Below are 23,053 nucleotides of genomic sequence, written 5' to 3'. Positions count from 1 at the left end.
CCGGGCGCATGTTGAGGTCCGCTTTGTTCGTTGTCAATAGCAACTACCTGGGTCAAAAAGGCGGGGCTCGCAGCCCCGCGCGTTCAAGTCACGGTCAGGCCGCGCGTCGGGCCGTGACCTCGGCGGCCGTGCCTGACAGCACGCGGCTCACCGCCACGGCCATCACGGCGCCCACCAGTTCAGCAACGACAAAGCCCGGTGCACTGGCGGGCGCGATGCCGGCGAAGCTGTCGCTGAACATGCGGCCGAACACGGCCGCCGGGTTGGCGAAGGAGGTCGACGCGGTGAACCAGTAGGCCGCACCGATATACGCCGCCACCATGGCCGCGACGCGCGAGCCCGGCGCGCGCAGGATGACGAGCACGAGGCCGAAGGTCGCGACGCCCTCCGCGATCCACTGCCCCGTGCCGGCGCGCAGCTTGGTCGAGAACTGCAGCACGCTCATGTCGAACATTGCGTGGGCCAGCCACGCGCCCAGCATTGCGCCGGTCAGTTGCGCGGCGACATAGGGCAGCAGGGCGGCGACAGGCAGCTCGCCACGCCAGGCCATCACGGCGCTGACGGCGGGGTTGAAGTGAGCGCCGCTGACCGGGCCGAAAACCTCGATCAGCACGTACAGGCCGCCGACCGTGGCCAGCGTGTTGGCCAGCAGCGCGATGGCCACGTTGCCGCCGGACAGGCGCTCGGCCATGACGCCGGAGCCGATGACGATGGCCAGCAGCAGGGCCGTGCCCAGGGCTTCGGCGAGGAGTCGGCGAGGCAGGTTCATGCCTTCGAGATCCCGACGAGGGCTTGCTGCAGCTCGGCCTTGCTCATCGTGGCCAGTGGCAGGGCCAGCAGTTGCAGGAGCCGAAAGCCGATGGCCTGGCGCGTCAGCTCGAAGGCGCGGCGCTTGCCCTCATCGCCGCCCTCGGCATTGGAAGGGTCCGGGTAGCCCCAGTGCACCTTGACCGGCTGGCTGCCGCTGCCACCGAAGAAGACCGGGCACTGCTCGGCGGCCGCGCTGTCGCAGACGGTGATGACGATGGACAGCGGTGGTGCGCCGTCCTGGCTGAATTCATCCCAGCTCTTGCTGCGGTAGCCCGAAATATCGACGCCGGCGTTGCTCAGTGCCTCCAGCGCAAAGGGGTTGATGCGGCCACTCGGGGCGCTGCCGGCGCTGTGCGCCTGCACGTCGCGGCCGAGCTTCCTTGCCCAGTGGTTGAGCATGCCCTCGCTGAGCACGCTGCGGGCGGAGTTGTGGGTGCAGAGGATGAGGACGTGGGTGGTCATGGCGATCTCAGCAGCAGGATGCCGTGCCGCTCGGCACGACGCAGGTGGCGCCCTGGCAGCAGTTTTCGGTCAGATAGCCCAGCAGCGAGTTCATGCTGTCGTATTGGGCGCGATAGATCAGGTTGCGGCTGGCGCGCTCCTGGGTCACCAGGCCCGCGTTGACGAGTTCCTTCAGATGGAAGGACAGCGTGGCTGGTGCTACGCCCAGCCCCTCCTGGATGGCGCCGGGTGTCAGCCCCGCATCACCGACGACGACCAGGGCGCGGAACACCCGCAGGCGCAGCGGCTGGGCCAGGGCGGCGAGGGCCTTGATTACAAATTGCTCGACGGCTTGTTCATCCATACTTCCATTATTATCGAATCATGGATTGAAGTGCAAGCGGTCCGGCAATGCCGGCGCTCAGCGAAGGGATTGGATCTTTGTCTGCTGCGCCTCGAACTGCCGCGCCACAAAGCGCCAGACCATGCGTGATGCGTCCGGCCCGTTGGCGTCGCTGAAGCGCTGGCGCGCCGCGCCGCCGCTCCAGGCGTGGCCCAGTCGGTCGACCTCCACCAGCGTCGCCACCACCTCGCGCGAGCGCTTGAACTGCGTCACCCGCATCGGGTAGCGCTTGCCGCGGCGCTGTTCTTGCGCCGGCTCCTGGTGCGCGCCGGCCGCCTCGGACCACATCAGCGCCGCAGAACCGGCGTTGCGGGCTGACACGACGCGGTCCGCGTCACCGTGGATGACCATCAGCGGCGGCCAGTCCTGGGCCGAGCCGGGTGGCAGCGGCTGGCGCCGTCCCTGCATCGCACCGACGGCCGAGACCGGCGAACTCGCCGTGCCGGGCGGCACGCCCGAGTGCATGACCAGGGCCTTGAAGCGCTGCGGGTAGCGCGTGGCCAGCAGGGCCGCCATGCTGGCGCCGGCCGACAGGCCGGCCACGGCAATGCGCTCGCGGTCGGCCGTGTACAGCATGCAGACCTGGTCGACGGCCTTCATGATCCAGCCGGCCTCGGCGAAGGCGCGGCCCGACTGTGTGTCGAACCAGTTCCAGCAGCCCTGGGTGTTGCACAGCCGTGGCTGCTCGGGATAGAGCACCAGGAAGCGCTCGCGCGTGGCGACGGCATTCATGCGCGTGCTGGCGGCAAAACTCTTGGCGTCCTGGTGGCAGCCATGCAGCATGACGAGCAACGGCAGCCGCTCACCGAAGCGCACGCTCGCGGGCCGGAACAGGTAGTAGCGGCGCGGCCCGTCCGCGGCCATCACCAGGCCCATCAACCAGCTGCCCGCGCTGGACGGCGGACGATGGCGCTCGCGCAGCGGCTGGGTCGCCCGCTTGAACAGCGCGGCGTTGCGGTTGAGCAGCGCCGACCACGAGGGCTGTTTCATCCGCCGGTGCTGTCGTTTGGAGCCTGGGCCAGCTCCGAGGGGTCGGGATGCTCGCGCAGCAGGGCGTTCAGCTGGTCGATCTGCCCGCACCAGTCACCATCGTCCTGATGCCATTGCTCGCGGATGAAGGCGACCTGGCTGGCGTTCCAGAACGGGGCCTCCGACAGGTTGAGCGTCTGCGGCAGCGGCCGGTGCAGGCGGATGAACTGCTTGATTTCGGCCGGCGAATCCGGCAGGCCGAGCTGGCAGAACAGGGCCTGCATGTCATGGTGGGTGGTGGTGTCCATGGCGGATCCTCTTTCAAAGGGTTTCAAGGCGGAAACCGTGAGGCTTAGACCTTAGATGTCGGCGCCGCTGCGCGGTGTCAGCCGACACCCCGTCCACGACGGCCGTCCCTGTCAGCCGAGGCCCACACCGCCGGCTGTCACCCGCTGACAGACTGGCGGGAACGGCGCACCTACGGTCATGGGATTGAAGACTGCAGGAGGTCGCGATGACCTGGAATGAATTCATTGCGCGCATGCAGGCCGCGTGGCCCGATGTGGGCTGGACCGACGTGTTGCCCGCCGTGCTGGCCGGCGCCTTGACCATCGTCATCATCAAGGTCGGCCTGCGCTTCGTCGTGCAGCGCTTGCGCAAACTCTCGCAGCGCACCAGCAGCACGCTGGACGACGGCCTCGTCAGCGTGCTGGAGCGCACCAATGGCGCGCTGATCTGGGTGGTGGGCCTGCTGGTGGGCCTCAACATGCTGCCGCTGGACGACCGCTGGCATGACCGCGTGTCGCAGCTGTGGTTCGCCGTCGTGGCCCTGCAGCTCGGCCTGTGGGCCCAGCAGGCGGTGGCGCAGGTGCTCGCGGCCCAGCAGACGCGCCATGGCGGTACGGCGGCGCTGTCGGCCTCGGCCACGCTGCTCAGCTGGGGCCTGCGCGGCGCGCTGTGGGTGGTGGTAGTGCTCGCCGTGCTGTCCAACCTCGGTGTCAACATCACGGCCTTTGTTGCGAGCCTGGGTATCGGTGGCATCGCGCTGGCGCTGGCCGTGCAGAACATCCTCAGCGACCTGTTTGCGTCGCTGGCCATCGCGGTGGACAAGCCCTTCGAGGTGGGCGACTCCATCACCGTCGGCGACGTCACCGGCACGGTGGAGCGCGTGGGCCTGAAGACGACGCGCATCCGCAGCCTGGGCGGCGAGCAGATCGTCATGTCCAACGCCGAACTGCTCAAACGCACGGTGGCCAACTTCAAGCGCCTGCAGACGCGCCGCGTGGCCTTCACCTTCGGCATCACGTCCGATGCGTCCGCCGACGACGCTGCTGCCGTGCCGCCGCTGGTCAGGGCGCTGATCGACGCCGACCCCAAGCTGGAACTGGTGCGTGCCCACTTCAAGGGCTTTGGCGAGAACTCGTTGAACTTCGAGGTGGTCTACCGCGTCAACGATCCCAGCTATGACGTCTACATGGACCACCAGCAGACGCTGAACCTGGCGCTGATGCGCGAGTTGCAGCAGCGCGGCATCCGTCTGGCGTTCGCCACCAACACCGTCAACGTTGTCGGCTTGCAGTCACCGGCGCCGGGCGGCCCGGCACCAACGCGCAAAGGCTCGTCGCCCGACGCGCCTGACATCGTGCCCGCCGCGGCAGGCTGAACTTTGTGATCCACAGCGCCGCCGCCGGCCCCGAGTTGCTGACGGCGGCCATTGCTGCGCTCGTTCTGGTCGCCATCGCTGGCGCCCTCTACACCCACCGCCTCGGCCTGTCGCATCTGCTCGTCTTCATGGCGGTTGGCATGCTGACCGGCGTGGATGGGCCGCTGGGCCTGCCCTTCGACGACCACCGGCTGGCCGTCACCGTCGGCAATCTCGCGCTCGCCCTCATCCTGTTCGATGGCGGCCTGCGCACGCGCTGGAGCGAGGTGCGCCGGGCGATGCTGCCGGCCAGCCTGCTGGCCACGGTAGGCGTCGCGATCACGGCCGCCATCGTCGCGGGCATCGCGAAGGCGGTGCTGGACATGCCGTGGACCGAAGGCCTGCTGCTGGGCGCGGCGGTCTCGTCCACCGACGCCTCCGCCGTGTTCGCGCAGTTCGCCGCCAGCAAGCTGCGCCTGGAGCCACGCCTGGCGGCCACCATCGAGGTGGAGTCGGCGCTGAACGACCCCATGGCCATGGTGCTGACCATCGGCCTGATCGCCTGGCTGATGCCCTTCGGCCAGCCGGGCGACGCGCAGGTGAACAGCCTGGTCGACCTGCTGCCTCTGCTGGGCGAGCAGCTCGGCCTGGGCCTGCTCGCCGGCGTGCTGGGCGGCCTGCTGGCCGCATGGTGGGTGGGCAAGCTGCCCATCACAGATGACCACGACGGGCTGACGGCGCTGCTGATGGCGGCACTGGGCTTCCTGCTGTTCGCCGTCACCAACCGCTGCGGCGGCTCGGGTTTCCTGGCTGTGTATGTGGCCGGCCTGTTGGTGCGCCACCGTGCCGAACGCGTGGCGGCGATGAGCCTGCCCGGGCTGAACGGCTACACGTGGCTGGCCCAGGCGGTGCTGTTCCTGCTGCTGGGCCTGCTGGTCACGCCGCATGAGGTTCTGCGCCTGATCGGCCCGGCCCTGCTGCTGGCGGCCGGCCTGATGCTGGTCGCGCGGCCCGCCGCGGTCTTCCTGTGCCTGGCGCCGCTGGGCTTTGGCTGGCGCTCGCAGTGCTTCGTGGCGTGGTCGGGCCTGCGCGGCGCGGTGCCCATCGTGCTGGCCACCTACCCGGTGCTGGCCGGCCTGCCGAACGGCTGGCGCTTCTTCGACGTGGCCTTCGTCGTCGTGCTGTTGTCTCTGCTCATCCAGGGCCCGACGCTGGCGCTGCTGGCGCGCTGGCTGGGGCTTGATCAGGGTGAGCGCTAGGCTACCGGCGCCAGCAGGTTGGCATCACGCGCCAGCTTCCAGCGGCCACCGTCCTTGCGCAGCAGCGTCAGCGTGTGGCCCTCGCGGCGTGTCGGCGGCGAACCATCCGGCGGTGTGGCGGTCACGCTCAGGCGGGTGCGCATGAAGGCCCAGTCGCCCAGCACCTGGATCTCCAGCATCTCGCTGTGCCCGTCGAACTTCGGCGCCTCGCCGCGTGCCTGGCCCTCGGCGGCCTTGGCGAAATCGCTCTTGGTCATCGGGGCCCGGCCGGGCGTCAGGAAGACGGCGTCATCCGTCATCAGTGCGAGCACGGCCTGGACATCGCCCTCGCGCGTGGCGGCCATCCAAGTCGTCACGAGATCACGGATCTCTTGTTCATCGGCTTGCATGTCACCACCTTAGCGCCACGGCGGGCGCTCGCTGTTTCAGGTTGTGCCGGCCAGGGAGTCCGCCTGCGTGACGAGGCTGCCCGGCGGCACGCTGCGCGTCAGCCAGACATTGCCGCCAATGACGGCCCCGCGGCCGATGGTGACGCGGCCCAGCACGGTGGCGCCGGCATAGATGACGGCCTCGTCCTCGACGATGGGATGGCGCGGCTGGCCCTTGACGAGATTGCCGTCGCCGTCGGTGGGGAAGCTCTTGGCGCCCAGCGTGACGTTCTGATAAATGCGCACGCGCTCGCCGATGACGGCCGTCTCGCCGATGACCACGCCGGTGCCATGGTCGATGAAGCAGCCGCTGCCGATCGTGGCACCGGGGTGGATGTCGATGCCCGTGTCGGCATGCGCCAGCTCGGCGACGACGCGGGCGATCAGCGGCAGGCCGAGCTTGTAGAGCTCATGCGCGAGGCGGTGGCTGATCAGGGCGCGCACGCCGGGGTAGCACAGCAGCACCTCGTCGACGCTGCGCGCCGCCGGATCGCCCTGGTAGGCGGCGAGCACGTCGCTGTCCAACAGCACGCGCACGCCGGGCAGGGTGCGCAGGAAGCGAGTGGCCAGCTCGGCGGCATCCTGGCTGGGTGTGTCATCGCCACGCTGGCGGGCCTCGTGGCGCAGCTCCAGCGCGGCCTGCTGGCGCAGTGTTGCCATGGCGGTGCCGATGGTGTGGCCGACGTAGAAATCCTCGTTCTCGGGCTGCAGCGTTGGCGGCCCCAGGCGCATCGGGAACAGCGCGCCCGACAGGCACTGCACCATGCCTGCCAGCAGCTCGCGCGACGGCAGCTCGCGGCCGTCGCCGCCGCGGCGGTGCGCCTCGCGCCAGCGCCTGCGTTCGTCGCGCAAGGCCTCGACGACAGCCTGCAGTTCATCACCGGGCGCGGGCGTTGACGGAGGAGTGAGGGCTTGGGTCATGGCGGGCGCCGCGCAGGCGGTTGGCAAGGGCGGCCAGTATAGAAATCCACCGTTTCCCCACGAGGGCCAGGGCTGCCGTCACGGCCAGCATCGCCGCCATGTGGACGGCCACGGCCGCCAAGGCCAGCAGCAGCGAGCCCGAGGCAGTGATCTCGCGGGCCGGCGAGGCACTCAGGCATAGCGGCACCAATGCTGGCACCAGCATCATGCCGCTGCCATGGGCACTGGCCACCAGGCAGGACCACAACGCCAGCCCGGCCTTGGCGCGCCGCAGCGCCAGCGCCAGCAGCAACAGCAGGCCGCACAAAAGTTGCCCGCTGCCCATGGACCCGCCCAGCGCCACCAGCACCGCCACGCCGCCGATTGCGCCGGCATGCCCGAGCGCGATAGGCAGCAAGGCCCGGCGCGCGTTCTGCGAGCAGGCGGCCAGGCCCCAGCCGGTGGCCGGGTTCAAGCCGTGCAGGGCGCCGGCGCCGGCCAGGGCCAGCCACGGCCAGAGGCTGGTGGCGCTCATGACCGTCAGGCCTTCTGGCCGCAGCAAGCCGCTGCTGCTGGCGCCTGCGACTCGTAGCGGTCGTGGTGGCGCACCCACTCCATGGTGTAGCTCAGGCCCGCCTCGTCACGGCCCTTGGGCGTCAGGTCGATGAGGTTGTAGCTGCCCATCATCACTTCCACGCCACGGCCGAAGGTCGAGTAGGTGTGGAAGACCTGGCCGTCGTCATCCTTGCAGAAGATGCTGATGCCGGGCGCCTCTTCATTCGGGAAGGGCGTCATGTGGAAGTTGTAATAGACCTCGCCGTCGACCCGGTCCGCCGGCGTGAAGCTGACGTGGAAGTCGCGGTTGAAGTCATTGCCGTTGGACGAGGCCCAGGCGAATTGCCAGCCCATGCGGCGCTTGAAGTCCTCGAGGTCGGCCAGCGGCGCGCGCGACACCGCCAGCAGCGCGATGTCGCGCTGGGCCAGGTGGGGCGCCATGCTGTCCAGGTGGTCGGCCATGAAAGAGCAGCTCTTGCAGCCCTGCTCCCAGCCGGGGCCGAACATGAAGTGCTGTACCAACAGCTGGCGCCTGCCCTGAAACAGCTCGCTCAGCTTGCGCGGGCCGGCCGGCGTGTCGAAGACGTAGGTGTTGTCGTCCAGGCGCACCCAGGGCAGGGTGCGGCGCTCTTCGGCGACCTGGTCGCGCAGCCGGGTCAGTTCCTTCTCGCGGGCGAGCAGGTTCTTGCGTTCGGCGATCCAGAGATCGCGGGTGACGACAGGATGAGAAATGGGGGCGTTCATCAAAGGCTCCTTGGGTGGGTGAAGGCAATGCAGCGGCTCCACCCGGGGTTCGGGTGAGTTCTGCTCAGGGGGAATCAGTGGTTAGGCGCGCTTGGGGCGGCGCACGGCGCGGACCTTGCCCGCGCCGCCGCCGCCGGCGTAAAACAAGTCAGCGCCGTCGGATTCGAGGCCGCTGACATTGGTGCCGGCGGGCATCTGCAGACTTTCAAGCACGCGGCCATCGGCGGGGTCGATGCGGCGGATCTCGCTGGCGTCGTCCTCCCAGGTGCCGTGCCAGAGCTCGCCATCGACCCAGGTCACGCCGGTCACGAAGCGGTTGGACTCGATGGTGCGCTGGATGGCGCCGGTGGCGGGGTCGATCTGGTGGATCTTGCGGCCGCGGTGCTGGCCCACCCACAGGCTGCCCTCGGCCCAGGCCATGCCGGAGTCGCCACCCTGGCCCGGCGCCGGGATGGAGGCAACGACGCTGCCCGTGGCGGGGTCGATCTTGTCGATGCGGGCTTCGGCGAGCTGCCAGAGGTAGCGGCCGTCGAAGGCGGTGCCGGCGTCGCAGGGGCGCTCGATGCGCTGCTGGGCCTCGCCGCTGGCGGGGTCGAAGGCGACCAGGGCGGCGCCGGTGGCGGCCCAGACGCGCCGACCGTCGTGGGTGACGCCGGCGACGCTCTTGCCGCCTTCGAAGGGGCCGTATTCGCGGACGATCTCGGCGGGGTGGATCACGGTGTTCATGGTTTGCTCCTTGCGATGGGCGAACCTTAGCCAAGCTGCAGCGCGGCGGGGAGTAACAAGATCGTCGTGAATCCGGTCAGCGGCGGCGCCAGCCAGCGCCGCGAGCGCGTCTGGCCGATGGCGCGCACGCGGCCTGCGGCCTCCAGTTCGGCCAGCTCGCGTTGCACGGTGCGCTGGCTGGCGTCCAGGGCCAGGGCCAGGGCCGAGGTGGACCAGGCGGCGCCGTCGGACAGCAGGGCCAGCAGCTCGCTGGCCTCGCCTTCCATCGGTGGCGAGAGCACGGCCACCTCCGGAGCGCGCAGCGCAAAACCGCGTGCGGTCGCCTCGATGCCGGCGACGGGCTTGACCAGGGCACGCAGCCTTCCAATCTCGACGCGCAGCCGCGCTCTATGGGTTTCGTCGACCTCGCGGATGCGAAAGGCGCGGGCAATCAGCGTGTCGCGCTCGGCCTCGCCCGGCCAGGCCTCGGCGAGGGCCCGCAACAGCGTGAACAGGACGGGGCGGCGGGCGAGTGGCACGCGCAACTCCCCGGCACTCAGCGCGTGGCGGCATGCGTCGACAACGACGGCGCCCGAGTCCATCAGCGCGGCCACCTCGTGCAGGCGCAGCGGCTGCCAGGCGCCGGCCACGAGCCGGCGTGCGGCGGTGTGGTCGAGCACGGCAGCAGCGTCGGCGGCCTCGGCCATCAGCGCCGGCACGCCGGCCCGTGCGGCTGCGTCGCGAGCGCGTGTGAGGGCGGCGTGCACCTCGGCCATGCGCAGCGAGCGCAGCGCCAGTTCCGCGCCGGCCAGGGCGGCCACGGCAGCGGGCAGGGGTGGCAATGCCTGGTCGTCAAGCGGCGCGAGCAAGGCCGAGGCGGCATCGAGTCGGCCCAACAGCAATTGCCGCCGCGCCGCGATCAGTCGGGCCTGCAGCGCGTTGACGCGGTCGCCGCGCGTTTCGAGCGCGGCCATGGCGGCCTCCAGCGCGCGCGGTGCGGCGCTGAAGTCGCGCATGGCCAGCGCCACCTCTGCCTCGGCGACGACGCAGCGCGCCCGTGCCGTGGCCTCCTGCGCGCCAAAGCCCTGGGCCGCGCGCCTGAGCAGCTCGCGCGCCCGGGCCAGCTCGCCGAGCTGGGCCATCGCGATGCCGCGCAAGGCCAGCGCAGGCGGGTCCTCGCGCAGCGCGACGCGCTTCAGTGCCGCCAGCGCATCGCCGGCGGCCAGGGCGCGGGCTGCGGCGGAGATCAGCGAGTCCATGGACTAGCGCGGCGCGAGTAGCAGCAGGTCGCCATTGCGGTCCTCGGTGATCCACAGGCGGCCTTGCTCGTCCTGGTCGACATCGACCGGCGCGCCCATCGGGTGCTTGCCGGCCTGGGCGCTCCATCCCGCGATCAGCGGCAGCTGCTCGCCCATGGGCTGGTGTTTGCGATCGAAGCGCCAGGCCATCAGCCGATGGCCCGTCGACTGGTAGCCATGCCAGGTCATGACGAGGCTGCCCTGCCATTTCGCCGGCCCGGCCTTGCCGTAGAACAGCATGCCCAGCGGCGCGGCATGCGCCGGCAGCAGCTTCACCGGTGGGGTGAAGTCCTGGCAGCTGTGCGCGCCGAAGCTGCTGTCCAGGATGTCGGTGCCGGTGCAATGCGGCCAGCCGTAGTGGCGGCCGGGTTCGACGCGATTGAGTTCATCGGGCGGGCTTGCCTTGTCGTATTTGTCGCCGGGCAGGCTGTCGCGGCTGTTCTCGGCCTGCCAGAGCTCGCCGCTGTCGGGGTGGAAAGCCAGCCCGACGGAATTGCGCAGGCCCCACGCGAAGGGCTGGCCCTCCCATGCGCCGCCATCTTTCGGCGTGAACTTCCAGACCGCCGCCAGCGGCGCCTTGCCGCCCGTCTGGCCGCAACCCTGGGCCGTGCCGGCCGCGACACCGTCCATGGCCTCGCAATGGTCGCTCGGCGCGCCGTAGTTGACGAAGAGCGCGCCGGCGGCGTCGACGGCGAAAGACTTGAGCGGGTGGCGACCCTGGGTGGGCAGCTCGGTGACGAGGGGCTGCAGCCGGCCCGCGGGCAGTTCGACGCGGCTGATCCGGTGGGCCTCGGCCAGCAGCACATGGCCCTGAGCGTCCTTGCGCAGACCGTGCGGGCGGTCCAGGCCCTTCAGCAGCACCGTGACCTTGAAGGGCTGGCCCGGCTCGCGGGTCAGCTCCAGCAGCCGGCCATGGCCGGGGTTCCAGTTGCCCATGTCGGTGACGAGCAGGCGGTTGGCACTGAGCGCCAGCACACCACGTGGCCGGCCCAGGTTGGAGGCGGCCAATGCGAGGCAGAACTCGGGCGCGACCTTCAACGAGGTGATGGCGGGCAGGCCGTCGCATTGGCCCTGGGTGCGATAGGCGGGCGGCTCGGCCCAGACGGGTGCGGCGACGGCAGCGGCCAGGGCCCAGGCGGCGCGAAGGGTGAAGCTCATACGGCCATTGTGTCGGTCGCCGCATTGATACAGCACGCCGCACGGCACCGCGCGCTGTAGCTTCACGTCACAGCCGCCGGGCGCTGCAATGGCCCCATGAACGAGATGCTGCCCTTCGCCACCTACTGCCTGCTGATGTCCAGCACCCCTGGCCCCAACAACATGATGCTGGTGGCCAACGGCGCCCACTACGGCTACCGGCGCACGCTGCCGGCCATCCTGGGCACCAACACCGGTGTGGCCGTGCTGACCTTCGCGACCTGTGCGGGTCTGGGTGCCGTCTTCACGGCCTGGCCGGTGCTGCACGAAATGTTGAAGCTGGCCGGCACCCTCTACATGCTGGTGCTGGCCTGGAAGCTGGCCGTGGCGCCCGCCGCCAATGGCCGGCCGCCGGAACGGGTCGGGTTCGCGGAGGCCGCGCTGTTCCAGGCGGTGAACCCCAAGAGCTGGATCCGCGCGGTGACGGTGGCGTCGGTCTTCATGCCGGCGCAGTGGAGCATCGTCAGCGGCGCCTTGTTCGTCAGCTTCGCGGGCGCCCTCATCGGTTTTCCCTGCGTCTCGATGTGGGCGCTGTTCGGCGTCGGCATTTCCCGCTTCCTGTCCAGCCCGGCGCGCCGCCGCGCCTTCAATGTCATCATGGCCACCTCCCTGGTTGTGCTGGCCCTGATGCTGCTGCGCTGATGTTTTCTCTGGACCGCGACTCCCCGACGCCGCTGGCCGACCAGATCGAGCAGCGCCTGCATGCCTTGATTGCCAGCGCCCAGCTGCCGCCCGGGGCCCGACTGAACTCCATCCGCCAGCTCGCGTCGCGGCTGGGCGTCAGCCCCAACACCGTCGTCGTCGCGTACGACCGCCTCGTCGCTGCCAGCCTCATCGACTCGCGCGGCACGGCCGGCTTCTTCGTCGCCGAGGGCCCGGCGGACGCCATGCCTGACCTTTTGACTCAGGCGGCGCGCGTGGAAGCCGGCGAGGAGCAGGAGGCTGTCTGGCTGGCCCAGCAGGCGAACGACCAGAAGGCCGGCGTGCTGCTGGCCAGCAGCGGCGCGCTGCCGGCCACCTGGCTGGAAGACGCCATCCCCGCGGCCGCCGTGCAGCGCGGCCTGGCCCGCGCCACGGCCGGCATGGCTTCGCGCTGCCCGCCGCAGGGCCTGCCTGAGCTGCGCGAGCGCATCGCGATGCTGCTGCGCAGCCAGGGCGTGGCCGTGGATGCCGGCCGCATCCTGACGACCTATGGCGGCACCCAGGCCATCGACCTGATCTGCCGCGCCTTCCTGCGCCCGGGCGATACGGTCGCCGTCGAGACGCCGGGATATTTCCTGCTCTTTGACCGCCTGCGCCAGGCCGGCGTGACCATCGTGCCGGTGCCGCGACGGCCCGACGGCATCGACCTGGAGGCGCTGGACGCCGCCTGCACGCAGCACCGCCCACGCCTGCTCTTCATCCAGAGCGTGCTGCACAACCCCACCGGCTGGGGCAGCACGGCCGCCAACCTGCACCGAGTGCTGATGCTGGCCCAGCGCCACGACTTCCTGATCGCCGAGGACGACGTGCAGGGCCACTTCCACCCCGGTGCGCCGACGCGGCTGGCCCAGCTCTCGGGGCTGGACCGCGTCATCTACTACTCCAGCTTCTGCAAGGCCATGAGCCCGGCGCTGCGCCTGGGCTATATGGCGGCCGAGCCGGCGCTGCTGAAGGCGCTGATGCGCGAGAAGATCATCTCGGTGCTGACGACGGCCGCGCTCAACGAATACGTGCTGCTGGAAGTGCTGGCCGCCGGCCGCTGGCGCAAGCACCTGGACCGCCTGCAGCAGCGCCTGGCCGCGGCCCGCGCCGCGGCAACGCTGCAGCTGCGCCAGGCTGGCGTGCTGCTTGAGCATCCGGGCGAGGGCGGCCTCTTCCTGTGGGGCATGCTGCCGGCGGGTGTGGACGTGGACAACGTCGTGAAGGAGGCTTTTCGCGCCGGCATCCTGCTGGTGCGCGGCGCCACCTTCGCGGCCGATGGCGCTCGCGACTCGCATATCCGCTTCAATGCGGCCTTCAGCCAGCAGCCGCGGTTGGCTGATTTCCTGCGGGACCAGCTCAGCGCGACGGCCAGTGCCCAACGCGCCGTCGATCGGGCACGCAGCAAGGTCAGCTGACGCTCACCACGTCACCGACGCGGATGGCGCCGCCCTCGAGGATGCGCGCCGTCATGCCGCCATGGCCGCGCATCGCCGCATAGCCGCCCGGGCCGATGACCTCCTCCATGCGCGAGCAGGGGGCGCAGGGGCCGACGATCTCGATCAGCGCCGCGCCGATGCGGACCTTGGCGTTCTTCAGCGTCAGCAGGTTGATGCCGGAGATGACGAGGTTGCGGCGCAGGCCGACCGGGTCGATCGGGCCGCTGCGCGCAAATGCCGCGATCAGCGGCAGGTGCTCCAGCTGGATCAGCGTGACCTGGCGCGTCGACAGCTCGGCCTCGCCGCGCTGGCCGAGCCGGTCGTCGGCCAGGCCAATGCCGGCCAACGCCGTCGTCTGCTCGATGCGTCGGGCCCGGTCGCGCGGTGCGCCGCGCACGATGATGGTCTCGACGCGGCCCTGGATATGGGCCGGCGGCGTCATCAGGTCGCGCATGGTTTTCATGGATACACCTTAGCCCGGCTTTGGTCCGCATAGTTCACGGATGCGCGGCACGGGGCAGTCAAGTCTCGTCCGGTCACGCCCGAAGATGCTCTCAAGGAGTGTCTGCCGTGCTGAGACGTCTTTTTTCCACCTTTGCTTTTGTGTGTGTCGCGCTGTCGCAGACCGCTCACGCCGCCGATCTGACCGCCCTGGAAATGCGCTGGCTGCAGGGCATCACGCCCGTCATTGCCCATGCTCGCCAGGCGCTCGCCCTGCCGGTGGACATCGTCGTGCAGCCCCAGGCCGAGCCCGGCACGGCGCCGCTCGCGCTGGGTTTTGTCGATGGCCGCTGCAAGCTGGTGCTGTCGATGCGCGGCAACCCCGAAGGCCAGCGCCAGATCGACGCCATCGACCCCGCGCTGCGCGGCCCGGCCCTGGAGCTGATGGCCGCCCATGAACTGGGCCATTGCCGCCGCTATCTCGATGGCGCCTGGCATGGTGTGCCGGCCGGCTTCGTCGCCGCCAAGCCCCCGGACGGCCTGGCCGCGGATCTGCAGCAGGCCTGGCTGGCCATGCGGTCCACGCGGCGTGAGGAAGCCTATGGCGATCTCGTTGGCCTGGCCTGGGCGCAGGCGCGCCACCCCGCGCTGTATGCCAGGCTGCATGCCTGGCTCGTGGCGGAACGGTCGACCGACCTGATTCCCGGCAGCCACCACGACACGCTGGACTGGTTGGCCCTTGTCCGCGACCCGGCCATGCTGGACGGCCGCACGATGTTCGAGGCTGCCGACCGCGTCTGGGCACGTGGTCTCAGGGACTGAGCTGACGCCGCTCTTTCCCGTCTACGCCTGCCACACCGCGTAGCCCGCCTCACGCAGGCCGATGGCGAGTTCCACTTCCATGTCGCGCGCCGCGTCGTAGGGCATCGGGTTGTAGAACTCGTAAAGCTCGGGCATCAGGCGCACGCCGTACTTCAGGACGAAGCGATTGGCCTGCACGCCGGCCATGTGCCTGTCAAAGCGCAGATCCGGGTCCAGGCCCGTCATGCCAACGTACAGGCAGGGCTTGACGATGTCATGGCCGGGGTTGGCCTTGCGAAAGGCTGGCTCGTTCCAGACGCGTTCAGACAGCAGCACGACATAGACGTGGTGGTGATCGCGGCGCTGTCGGCGTGGCATGGCAGGGCGGATTGTCTGGCGACCCCACGATGACAAAAAAGCCCGGCGACCCTTGGGCCGCCGGGATTGAACGCCTTGGCGTGCACCTCACACCTGGCAACGGCGATCCGGCATGATACTGTTGATTTAAACAGTATTTTGGGTGCCGGAAACGTGGCGAAGTCCTCATGCTTGATGACGCCCCACTCAAACTGGGCCTCGCCAACCTTCGGTGTCTTGGCTAAAACCGCCATTCGAAGTTGCAGTCTGAGGAAGTCACATGAATGCTCAACACGCTTTCGTATCGCTGCTGCTGTTCGCCGCGCTCGTCGGCCTGGCCTTCCTGGGCCTGTCGTTCGGCCATGCCATCAAGCACCATGATCTGGCCCTGTGGGGGCACCATCCCTTGTTCGGATCAGGCATGGCGTCGCTGATCACCGCTCTGCTCGGTGGCGTCCTGCTGTTCGGCCTGGGGCGGTCGCCGAGCGACCGCAAGCAATAGCAGCGGCGCTGCGGCCGACCTGGCCCATGCATCGGCCCAGTCGCTCGACCCGTCGGAGGAGATCGAGGTCAGCTTCATAGCGCAGGCGGCCATCAGCGGCGACATCGAGGCCGGGCGGTTCTCGCAGGCGCTGCATGTGGCGTCGTTCTATCGCGCCGTGGGTCATCCGGCGGCGCGCTGCGAGCCTTAGCCCGTCTTTCCAGCGGGCCAGCCGCTGGCCCCGCTCGCCCCACCATTCACCCCAACGCGCCTGCCAGGCGCGCAGCGCCGTGGAATGCTGGTGCTCATCCAATGACCCAGGGAGTTCACGTTGCTTCGTAGACATCTTCTTCAAGGCGCAGCGGCCATGGCGGCGCTGCCGATGGTCACCCATGCACAGGGCCGGGCGCGGCGGCGCAAGCGGCCGACGGACCCGGACTGGCCCGACGCCGCGCAGTGGCAGCGGCTCAAGGACGCGGTGGGCGGGCGCCTGTCGGCCGTGGAGCCGCTGATGGCGCCGTGCGCGGCCAGCCCCGTCGCGGCGGCTTGCGGCGTGCTGATGAAGAACCTGCGCAACCCGTTCTTCGTGGGCGACCAGGCCGGGGGCACACAGGTGTCGGGCTACCTGGACGCGTGGACGCCGGCGGCGAGTGCCTATGTGATCAAGGCCGGCAGCACGGTGGACGTGGTGGCGGGCGTGAACTTCGCGCGCGAGCACAACCTGCGGCTGGTGGTGAAGGGCGCGGGGCACAGCTACCAAGGCACGTCCAACGCGCCGGACTCGCTGTTGATCTGGACGCGGGCGATGAACGAGGTGACGTTGCACGACGGCTTCGTGCCCAAGGGCTGCGAGGGCAAGGTGGCGCCGGTGCCGGCGGTGTCCGCGCAGGCGGGCGCGGTGTGGATTGACCTGTACCACGCGGTGACGACATTGGCTGGCCGCTATGTGCAAGGCGGCGGCTGCACGGACGTGGGCGTGGCGGGACTCATCCAGAGCGGGGGCTTTGGCAGCTTCTCCAAGGGTTTTGGCACGGCGGCGTCCAGCCTCTTGGAGGCCGAGGTCGTGACGGCCGATGGGCAGGTGCGCACGGTCAATGAGCGGTCAGACCCTGAGCTGTTCTGGGCGCTGAAGGGCGGAGGCGGTGGCAGCTGGGGCGTGGTGACACGCGTGACGCTGCGCACGCACGAACTGCCGCAGCACTTCGGCGCGGCATGGGGCAAGTTCAAGGCCCGCGACGACGAGGCCTACCGGCGCCTCGTGGCGCGGTTCGTGGACTTCTATGCCGACTCACTCTTCAACCCGCACTGGGGCGAGCAGGCGTCGTTCGGGCCGGACAACGCGCTCAAGATTTCCATGGTGTGCCAGGGCCTGGAAAAGGCGCAGGCGCAGCAGGTGTGGGCGCCGTTCTTCGACTGGGTGAAGGGCTCGCCCGAGGACTTCAGCGTGGTGGAGGAGCCCGGCGCGTGGGCGGACGATGCGCGCGGCTGGTGGAGGATGGAGGGCAACGGCTCCATGATCCCCGACACGCGCGAGGGCGCGCCCAAGCACCACGGCTGGTGGAAAGGCGACCAGGCCCAGGTGGGCGCCTGGCTACACGGCTATGAGTCCCTCTGGCTGCCCGCCGCGCTGCTGCAGCCCGGCGAGCGCGCCCGCATGGTGCAGGCGCTGCTGGACAGCACACGCCACAAGCACCTGGACCTGCACTTCAACAAGGGTTTGGCCGGCGCGCCGCCCGCGGCACTGGCCAGCGCCGCCAACACGGCCACCAACCCGGCGGTGTGCGAGTCGTTCGCGCTGGTCATCATGGCCGACGGCGAGGCGCCCGCCTACCCGGGCCTGGCCCGCACCCCGCCCGACCTGGCCAACGCGCACCGCAACGCGCGCGCCATTGATGCCGCCGCCGCCGCGCTGCGCCGCGTGGCGCCGAGGTCGGGCTCCTATGTGTCGGAGAGCAACTTCTTCAACGCCGACTGGCAGCGCGAGTTCTGGGGCGCCAACGCCGCGCGGCTGCGGGCCGTGAAGGCGCGGTACGACCCCGATGGTCTCTTCTTCGTGCACCACGGCGTGGGCTCGCAGGCGTGGAGCGCGGACGGGTTTGTGCGGGTTTGAGGATTGAGTTCTGCGCATGGCCTGCTCACGCGCGCTAGCCCCTCGGCAGCTTGCTTCGTTTCCGATTCATACGTTGCTTGCGGCCCAAGGGCTTCGAAACTTTGGCATTGGCATTCGGTGAAGCTCGGTGGGCCGATTCGATACATTGACCTTCAGTTCGAAACTTTGTTATCAGCTTCCACCCGAATGGCCCTGCAATACCTGACCGTCCCCGTCACGCCCTTTCAGCAGAACTGCTCCCTTGTCTGGTGCGACGTCACGAAAGACGCCGCCGTCATCGACCCCGGCGGTGAGCTGCCGCGTTTGCTGGCCGCCGTCAGCGAGCGCGGGCTGAACCTGAAGGCCATCTGGCTGACCCACGCGCACATCGACCATGCCGGCGGTACTGGCCAGCTGGCGCGCGAGCAGGGCCTGCCCATCATCGGCCCCCACCCCGGCGACCAGTTCTGGATCGACGGCCTGGCGCAGCAAAGCAAGATGTTTGGCTTCCCGCCGGCAGAAGGTTTCAAGCCCGACCGCTGGCTGGACGATGGCGACACGGTTCAGATCGGCCATGAGACCCTGGCCGTGCGCCATTGCCCCGGCCACACGCCGGGTCATGTCGTCTTCCACTCCGCCTCGGCGCAGCGGGCCTTCGTCGGCGACGTGCTGTTCGCTGGCGGCATCGGCCGGACCGACTTCCCTGGCGGCAACCACCAGCAGCTGCTCGACGCCATTCGCCAGCGCCTTTGGCCGATGGGTGACGACACCGTTTTCATTCCAGGCCATGGGCCGGAAAGCAGCATCGGAAGAGAGCGCCGCAGCAATCCCTATGTTGCCGATGTCGTTTGAACGGCGGTTGGAGGTAATTCGTTCACAAACACATCCAGCAACATTTACGCCCGAAGCGAAACGTGCTCTCCTACTCTTTGATGAGGGCTCGCATGGGGTGGGCCGAGGAGTGCTTCGATGTGGATGTCCGAGTTTGTGCAGCCGGGGCAGGTCCCGGGCTCCCGTCCTCGCGAGCGCCGTCAGGCGGCCTCGCTTTCCAACCAATGGATGGGCCTTGTGCTGGAGGAGCTCGACCACGGCGTCGTGCTTCTCAACGGCGCGGGCCGTGTGCTTCACAGCAATCTCGCGGCGCGGGCGTCGCTGGATGACAACCACCCGCTGGAGCTCGTCGGCCAGCATCTGCGGGCCCGCCTGCTGACCGACGCGGTGCCTCTGGCCGATGCGCTGGAGGGCGCCGAGGCAAGTGGCCGGCGCTGCCTGCTGCGCCTGGGTGACGATCGCGCCGAATGCGGCCGCGCCAATGTCGTCGTCGTGCCGCTGAACCGCGATGTCAACCAGGCGGCGGTGCTGCTGATCCTGGAGCGCCGCCAGCTCTGCGGCGACCTGGCTGCACAGTGGTTCGCGCTGCGCTACCAGCTGACGCCGGCCGAGACCGAGGTGCTGAAGGCGCTGTCCAACGGCGTCAAGCCGACCGAGGTCGCGCAGCGCCAGGGCGTGGCGATCTCGACGGTGCGCAGCCAGATCCAGAGCATCCGCGCCAAGAGCGGCGCCGACAGCATCGGCGAGCTGATGCGGCAGTTGGCCTTGCTGCCGCCGCTTGTTTCGTCGCTGCGGCCAGCCAAGCTGGTCAATTGATTCGGTGAACTAACATTCCGGCGTGCCGCGGGCCTCATGCCCACGGCGCCGCCGGATGCCTGACGACACGCTCGACAACGAACTCCTGGCCCTGCCGCCCTCGCTGCGGCAGCTGGCCGCGCGCGGCATTGCACGCAGCTATCGCAAGGGCATCGTGCTGATCGAGGAGAGCTCGCTCGGCGACAACCTCTATCTGATCCTCTCCGGCTCGCTGCGCGCCTTCAGCAGCGACGCCCGTGGCCGCGAGATCACCTACGGCGTCTATGGCCCCGGCGAATACGTCGGCGAGATGAGCCTGGACGGGGGGCCGCGCTCGGCCAGCGTCATCACCGAAGAAGGCAGCCGCCTGGTCATGGTCACGCGGGCCAGTCTGCTGACCCACATCAGCGAGCACCCCGAATTTGCCTTCGAGTTGCTGACCAAGGTCATCCGTCGCGCCCGCGCCGCAACGCTGTCGACCAAGCAGCTGGCGCTCAACGATGTCTACGGCCGGCTCAAGAACCTCGTCGACGAGACCACCGGCGATGGCCGCCACCTGGCGCTCACCCACCAGGGCATGGCCCAGCGCCTGGGCTGCTCGCGTGAGATGGTGTCCAAGCTCGTCAAGGACCTGGAGCTGGGCGGCTACCTGAGGCGCGTGGCGGCCGGCGAATACCAGCGACTCAAGAGCCTGCCAGCGCGCTGGTAGCTACCGCGACCTGACCTGCAGCGGCGGCGCAACCGGGAAGCGCTGGTCCGGCTTGGCTGCGCGCTTGTAGAGGCCCTCGACCTTGGGCAGGTTGGCCTGGATGTCGCGGATGCGCGTCGTGCTGGCCGGGTGGGTGGACAGCCATTGCGGTGGCGCGCCCTTGTTGGCCGTCATCATCTTTTCCCACAGGCGCACGGCGGCGGCGGGGTCATAGCCCGCACGGGCGGACAGCTCGATGCCGACGAGGTCGGCCTCGCTTTCGTCGTCGCGGCTGAAGCGCAGGTTGACCAGCTGGGCTCCCATGCCGGCAAGGCCGCGGCCCACGTTGCCCAACCCCAGCAAGGCCGAGCCCAATTCCACGATGCCGTTCGTGAACGCCGACTTGCCGACGCGCTCGCGGGCATGCTCGCGCAGCGCATGCGCGACCTCATGGCCCATGATGGCGGCGACCTCGTCGTCTTCCAGCTTGAGCTTGTCGAGGATGCCGTAGAAGAACGCGATCTTGCCGCCCGGCATGCAGAAGGCGTTCAGCTGCGCGCTGGCCAGCAGGTTGACTTCCCACTTCCACTGCCGGGCGCGGTCGTTCCATTCGTAGCTGAAGGGAATGATGCGCTGGGCGATGTAGCGCAGCCTCTGGGCCTGGGGGTGGTCCATCGGCGCCAGGGCACGCTGCTGGCCGGCCTCGCGCATCATCAGCGCGTACTGCTGGCCACCGGCCTGTTCCAGCTGGTCGGCCGACACGAAGCCGGTGAACTTGCTCTTGGGCCCGACCTCCACGCCTTCGCGTGCCCAGGCTGGCATGAACGCTGCGGCACCGGTAGCGGCGAGCAGCCCTGTGAACAGGCGGCGGCCGCGCAGGGCCGGTGGCGCGCAGCGGCCGGCGGCGCAGTCGGCGCAGTCGCCGAACATGCGCGTCGGCGGGTCAGTGAACTGCAGGTCGTCGCGGACCTGGAAGTCGTCGGCATCCATACCGACATTGTGCTTGGGCGGCGATGGCGGCTTTCGTAGGACAGCGGCGCGGGACTGGCGACAATCACCCCATGGACAGCCAGCAATTCCGCGCCGCACTGGGCATGTTTGCCACCGGCGTGACCATCGTCACCGTTCGCGCTGCGGACGGCGGCCTGGTCGGCCTCACCGCCAATTCCTTCAACTCCGTGTCCTTGGACCCGCCCCTGGTGCTGTGGAGCCTGGCGCGCCGCGCCGGCTCCATGCCGGTGTTCTCGCATGGCTCGCATTACGCCATCAACATCCTCGCGGCCGACCAGAAGGAGCTGGCCCAGCGCTTCGCGACGCGTGACATCGATCGCTTCGCCGGCGTGGCCTGGCACGAGGGCGCGGGCGGCGCGCCGGTGCTGGAGGGGGCTGCTGCCGTCTTCGAATGCGCCAACCGCAGCCGTTACGAGGAGGGCGACCACGTCATCTTCGTCGGCGAAGTCGAGCGTTGCTCGTCCCGGCTCGGCGCTCAGCCGCTGATCTTCCACGGCGGCCGTTATTTCACCGAGTTGCCGATCTAGGGTTTTTTCCGGGTTGGCGTTGTCGATCCGGTCGGGCTCTGATCGTCGTCATGACAGAGGGCCATCCTCTGTCCAACCACGGAATCGACCATGACCAACACCGTCACCCTGCACCGCGTGCTGCGCTGCCCGCCCGACCGCGTCTACCGCGCCTTCACGACGCCGGCCGCCATGGCCAAGTGGCTGCCGCCCCATGGCTTTACCGGCACCGTTCATGAAATGGACGCCAAGGTGGGCGGCACATACAAGATGTCGTTCACCAACTTCACGACCGGCGGCGGCCACAGCTTTGGCGGCCGCTACCTGGAGCTGGTGCCCGGCCAGAAGCTGCGCTACACGGCAGCCTTCGACGATCCCAACCTGCCCGGCGAGATGACGACGACCGTCGAGCTGCGCGCCGTGTTCTGCGGCACCGAGGTGCACATCAAGCAGGAAGGCATCCCGGCCATGATCCCGGCCGAGGCCTGCTACCTGGGCTGGCAGGAGTCGCTGACCCTGCTGGCCCAGCTGGCCGAGCCGGAAATCAACCAGTAACGTGGTGCGCTCGGGCCGAGCGACGGGCCGCCCCTAGCCGGCCCGCCATGGCGATGTGCTTGCGGCTCAATGCCGCCAAGCATCGCCGCCCCCTCGGGGGCCGGTTAGGCCCGCTCGTGTTCAGCGGAGCGGGACTGGACGAGGGGTCTTTACTTGACGCCAGGTGTCGGCACGATGGCCGCCATCGCGGCCTTGAAGGCGGGGTCGGCCATCAGTGCGTTCCAGGCCGCCATCAGGCTGCCGTAGTCACCGGTCGAGATCTTCTTGGCGTTGATCGCCGTCGTGAGGGCGGCGTTCAGGCGCACGATCTCGGCGTACTTCGCATAGCCCTTGCCCTTGAGCTGGGTTGCCGCGTAGTTGCTGTAGCCCCAGGCGTTGTTGAGGTTGTTCCAGTCGCCCGAGCCGGGCTGGACATAGACGACCGGTGCGGGAGCGGGCGACGGGGCCGGTGCGGGCGGTGCGGCCACGGGTGCCGGAGCTGGTGCCGCGGCGGGCTTGCCGCAGGTGCCGCTCACGTTGATGCGCACCCAGCCCGTGCTCGGCACGCCGTCGACATTGACGACGACCTTCACGTTGTTCGCGCCGGCGAAGAGATAGGGCTGGGTCCAGATCGTCTTGACGACCTTGGGCGTCAGCGCGATTTGCGTGTTCTGCGCGATCAGTGTGTCGTTGCTGTAGATGCGGTTGGTGCTGGCGGCCACGGCTGAGGCGCTGACCTCGTCGTACTTGAAGTTGAAGGCGCAGCGGCCGAGGCTGGAGATGAAGGCATCCTTCTCGCTGACGGTGATCTGGGGCATGGCGCCCGTGGCCGTGCCGTTGGCGGCGACGAGCATGGGCGCGGCCTGGGCGAGGACGGTCTGACCGTCGCTCTTGACGATGCGCACGAGGCCGGTGAGCTGGGCCGTCGGGTCGGCGGCGAAGCCGGCCTGGGCGAAGAGGGCGAGGGCAGCGAAGGCAGTGGCTTGGAACTTCATGGCGTGGTCTTTCGGGTTGATGCAAAGGGTGGGGCTACTGGGCAGTAGCCGGC

29 protein-coding genes are annotated in these 23,053 nt (G+C 69.3%); 13 read left to right on the top strand and 16 right to left on the bottom strand.

Features of this window, described 5'->3' with window-relative positions; all coding sequences use genetic code 11:
• Positions 1-94 precede the first annotated feature (94 nt).
• The 5 genes from AC1DW0_RS24990 to AC1DW0_RS24970 are packed head-to-tail and all read right to left on the bottom strand — an operon-like array spanning position 95 to position 2,931.
• Positions 95-769: an aquaporin gene (locus tag AC1DW0_RS24990; RefSeq protein ID WP_477948650.1), complete on the bottom strand. Its 675-nt coding sequence runs from the start codon at positions 767-769 to the stop codon at positions 95-97.
• Positions 766-1,272 carry an arsenate reductase ArsC gene (locus AC1DW0_RS24985; protein WP_477948648.1) on the bottom strand — a complete coding sequence of 169 codons (507 nt, stop codon included), beginning with the start codon at positions 1,270-1,272 and terminating at the stop codon, positions 766-768. The genes AC1DW0_RS24990 and AC1DW0_RS24985 overlap by 4 nt, the downstream gene beginning before the upstream one ends.
• Before the next feature lie 7 nt (positions 1,273-1,279).
• Positions 1,280-1,615 (bottom strand): ArsR/SmtB family transcription factor, encoded by a 336-nt coding sequence (locus AC1DW0_RS24980; RefSeq protein ID WP_056191556.1) that lies wholly within the window; start codon positions 1,613-1,615, stop codon positions 1,280-1,282.
• A gap of 57 nt (positions 1,616-1,672) precedes the next feature.
• Positions 1,673-2,644, bottom strand: coding sequence for an extracellular catalytic domain type 1 short-chain-length polyhydroxyalkanoate depolymerase (locus tag AC1DW0_RS24975; protein ID WP_477948646.1), 972 nt, complete (start codon positions 2,642-2,644; stop codon positions 1,673-1,675).
• Positions 2,641-2,931: a DUF2789 family protein gene (locus tag AC1DW0_RS24970; protein WP_056191557.1), complete on the bottom strand. Its 291-nt coding sequence runs from the start codon at positions 2,929-2,931 to the stop codon at positions 2,641-2,643. The genes AC1DW0_RS24975 and AC1DW0_RS24970 overlap by 4 nt, the downstream gene beginning before the upstream one ends.
• Positions 2,932-3,137: 206 nt before the next feature.
• Between AC1DW0_RS24970 and AC1DW0_RS24965 the strand changes: the two genes are divergently transcribed.
• Positions 3,138-4,286, top strand: a complete 1,149-nt coding sequence (locus AC1DW0_RS24965) for a mechanosensitive ion channel family protein (RefSeq protein ID WP_477948644.1) — start codon at positions 3,138-3,140, stop codon at positions 4,284-4,286.
• 5 nt (positions 4,287-4,291) lie between these two features.
• Complete coding sequence (locus AC1DW0_RS24960) at positions 4,292-5,524, top strand: potassium/proton antiporter (protein WP_477948642.1); 1,233 nt, start codon at positions 4,292-4,294, stop codon at positions 5,522-5,524.
• Here AC1DW0_RS24960 and AC1DW0_RS24955 read toward each other — a convergent pair.
• The 7 genes from AC1DW0_RS24955 to AC1DW0_RS24925 form a co-directional block, all read right to left on the bottom strand.
• The gene (locus AC1DW0_RS24955; RefSeq protein ID WP_457445816.1) at positions 5,521-5,913 is read right to left on the bottom strand and encodes a YybH family protein; all 393 of its coding nucleotides are present in this window, start codon (positions 5,911-5,913) and stop codon (positions 5,521-5,523) included. The two genes, AC1DW0_RS24960 and AC1DW0_RS24955, sit on opposite strands and share 4 nt — an antisense overlap.
• Before the next feature lie 36 nt (positions 5,914-5,949).
• A complete protein-coding gene (epsC, locus tag AC1DW0_RS24950) occupies positions 5,950-6,873 on the bottom strand; it encodes a serine O-acetyltransferase EpsC (RefSeq protein ID WP_056191564.1) in 924 nt (307 codons plus the stop codon).
• Positions 6,830-7,387 (bottom strand): hypothetical protein, encoded by a 558-nt coding sequence (locus AC1DW0_RS24945; protein ID WP_056191566.1) that lies wholly within the window; start codon positions 7,385-7,387, stop codon positions 6,830-6,832. Before AC1DW0_RS24945 ends, epsC begins: the two co-directional genes overlap by 44 nt.
• Positions 7,388-7,392: 5 nt before the next feature.
• Positions 7,393-8,151: a DUF899 domain-containing protein gene (locus AC1DW0_RS24940; RefSeq protein WP_056191568.1), complete on the bottom strand. Its 759-nt coding sequence runs from the start codon at positions 8,149-8,151 to the stop codon at positions 7,393-7,395.
• Between the two features lie 81 nt (positions 8,152-8,232).
• Positions 8,233-8,877 carry a Vgb family protein gene (locus AC1DW0_RS24935; protein WP_056191570.1) on the bottom strand — a complete coding sequence of 215 codons (645 nt, stop codon included), beginning with the start codon at positions 8,875-8,877 and terminating at the stop codon, positions 8,233-8,235.
• A 26-nt stretch (positions 8,878-8,903) separates the two neighbouring features.
• On the bottom strand, positions 8,904-10,115 hold the full coding sequence (locus AC1DW0_RS24930; protein WP_056191572.1) for a hypothetical protein: 1,212 nt from the start codon (positions 10,113-10,115) through the stop codon (positions 8,904-8,906).
• A gap of 3 nt (positions 10,116-10,118) precedes the next feature.
• Positions 10,119-11,312 (bottom strand): PQQ-dependent sugar dehydrogenase, encoded by a 1,194-nt coding sequence (locus AC1DW0_RS24925; protein ID WP_477948637.1) that lies wholly within the window; start codon positions 11,310-11,312, stop codon positions 10,119-10,121.
• A 96-nt stretch (positions 11,313-11,408) separates the two neighbouring features.
• On the opposite strand from AC1DW0_RS24925, the gene AC1DW0_RS24920 reads away from it, so the two are divergent.
• Both AC1DW0_RS24920 and AC1DW0_RS24915 read left to right on the top strand, forming a co-directional pair.
• Positions 11,409-11,993, top strand: a complete 585-nt coding sequence (locus tag AC1DW0_RS24920; RefSeq protein ID WP_457351361.1) for a LysE family translocator — start codon at positions 11,409-11,411, stop codon at positions 11,991-11,993.
• Positions 11,993-13,450, top strand: a complete 1,458-nt coding sequence (locus AC1DW0_RS24915) for an aminotransferase-like domain-containing protein (protein ID WP_477948635.1) — start codon at positions 11,993-11,995, stop codon at positions 13,448-13,450. The genes AC1DW0_RS24920 and AC1DW0_RS24915 overlap by 1 nt, the downstream gene beginning before the upstream one ends.
• On the opposite strand, the gene AC1DW0_RS24910 is transcribed toward AC1DW0_RS24915, so the two are convergent.
• Positions 13,443-13,934 carry an MOSC domain-containing protein gene (locus AC1DW0_RS24910; protein ID WP_457445824.1) on the bottom strand — a complete coding sequence of 164 codons (492 nt, stop codon included), beginning with the start codon at positions 13,932-13,934 and terminating at the stop codon, positions 13,443-13,445. The genes AC1DW0_RS24915 and AC1DW0_RS24910 overlap by 8 nt on opposite strands.
• 107 nt (positions 13,935-14,041) lie before the next feature.
• Here AC1DW0_RS24910 and AC1DW0_RS24905 point away from each other — a divergent pair, with 107 nt between their 5' ends.
• Entirely contained in the window at positions 14,042-14,734 is a 693-nt protein-coding gene (locus AC1DW0_RS24905; RefSeq protein WP_457351355.1) for a hypothetical protein, read from the top strand.
• Between the two features lie 21 nt (positions 14,735-14,755).
• Here the strand turns inward: AC1DW0_RS24905 and AC1DW0_RS24900 are convergent, their stop codons facing one another.
• On the bottom strand, positions 14,756-15,091 hold the full coding sequence (locus AC1DW0_RS24900) for a hypothetical protein (protein WP_056191582.1): 336 nt from the start codon (positions 15,089-15,091) through the stop codon (positions 14,756-14,758).
• Positions 15,092-15,350: 259 nt separating this feature from the next.
• On the opposite strand from AC1DW0_RS24900, the gene AC1DW0_RS24895 reads away from it, so the two are divergent.
• From AC1DW0_RS24895 to AC1DW0_RS24870, 6 genes are all read left to right on the top strand, one after another.
• Positions 15,351-15,572, top strand: coding sequence for a hypothetical protein (locus AC1DW0_RS24895; protein WP_457351353.1), 222 nt, complete (start codon positions 15,351-15,353; stop codon positions 15,570-15,572).
• Positions 15,520-15,762: a hypothetical protein gene (locus AC1DW0_RS24890; RefSeq protein ID WP_477948631.1), complete on the top strand. Its 243-nt coding sequence runs from the start codon at positions 15,520-15,522 to the stop codon at positions 15,760-15,762. The genes AC1DW0_RS24895 and AC1DW0_RS24890 overlap by 53 nt, the downstream gene beginning before the upstream one ends.
• 120 nt (positions 15,763-15,882) lie before the next feature.
• A complete protein-coding gene (locus tag AC1DW0_RS24885) occupies positions 15,883-17,661 on the top strand; it encodes an FAD-binding oxidoreductase (protein ID WP_477948629.1) in 1,779 nt (592 codons plus the stop codon).
• Positions 17,662-17,847: 186 nt separating this feature from the next.
• Positions 17,848-18,492 (top strand): MBL fold metallo-hydrolase, encoded by a 645-nt coding sequence (locus tag AC1DW0_RS24880; RefSeq protein WP_457351349.1) that lies wholly within the window; start codon positions 17,848-17,850, stop codon positions 18,490-18,492.
• Positions 18,493-18,609: 117 nt separating this feature from the next.
• The gene (locus AC1DW0_RS24875; protein WP_082532346.1) at positions 18,610-19,287 is read left to right on the top strand and encodes a helix-turn-helix transcriptional regulator; all 678 of its coding nucleotides are present in this window, start codon (positions 18,610-18,612) and stop codon (positions 19,285-19,287) included.
• A gap of 55 nt (positions 19,288-19,342) precedes the next feature.
• A complete protein-coding gene (locus AC1DW0_RS24870) occupies positions 19,343-19,975 on the top strand; it encodes a Crp/Fnr family transcriptional regulator (protein ID WP_056191593.1) in 633 nt (210 codons plus the stop codon).
• On the opposite strand, the gene AC1DW0_RS24865 is transcribed toward AC1DW0_RS24870, so the two are convergent.
• Positions 19,976-20,944, bottom strand: a complete 969-nt coding sequence (locus AC1DW0_RS24865) for a M48 family metallopeptidase (protein ID WP_082532347.1) — start codon at positions 20,942-20,944, stop codon at positions 19,976-19,978.
• A gap of 71 nt (positions 20,945-21,015) precedes the next feature.
• On the opposite strand from AC1DW0_RS24865, the gene AC1DW0_RS24860 reads away from it, so the two are divergent.
• Positions 21,016-21,492, top strand: coding sequence for a flavin reductase family protein (locus tag AC1DW0_RS24860; RefSeq protein WP_056191594.1), 477 nt, complete (start codon positions 21,016-21,018; stop codon positions 21,490-21,492).
• A gap of 90 nt (positions 21,493-21,582) precedes the next feature.
• Positions 21,583-22,026 carry an SRPBCC family protein gene (locus tag AC1DW0_RS24855; protein WP_056191596.1) on the top strand — a complete coding sequence of 148 codons (444 nt, stop codon included), beginning with the start codon at positions 21,583-21,585 and terminating at the stop codon, positions 22,024-22,026.
• Positions 22,027-22,175: 149 nt separating this feature from the next.
• Here the strand turns inward: AC1DW0_RS24855 and AC1DW0_RS24850 are convergent, their stop codons facing one another.
• Complete coding sequence (locus AC1DW0_RS24850) at positions 22,176-23,000, bottom strand: hypothetical protein (protein WP_477948626.1); 825 nt, start codon at positions 22,998-23,000, stop codon at positions 22,176-22,178.
• Between the last annotated feature and the right edge of the window lie 53 nt (positions 23,001-23,053).

It is taken from the genome of Roseateles sp. P4_D2 (genome assembly GCF_056401875.1).
This window is presented reverse-complemented; position numbering and strand designations above follow the sequence as displayed.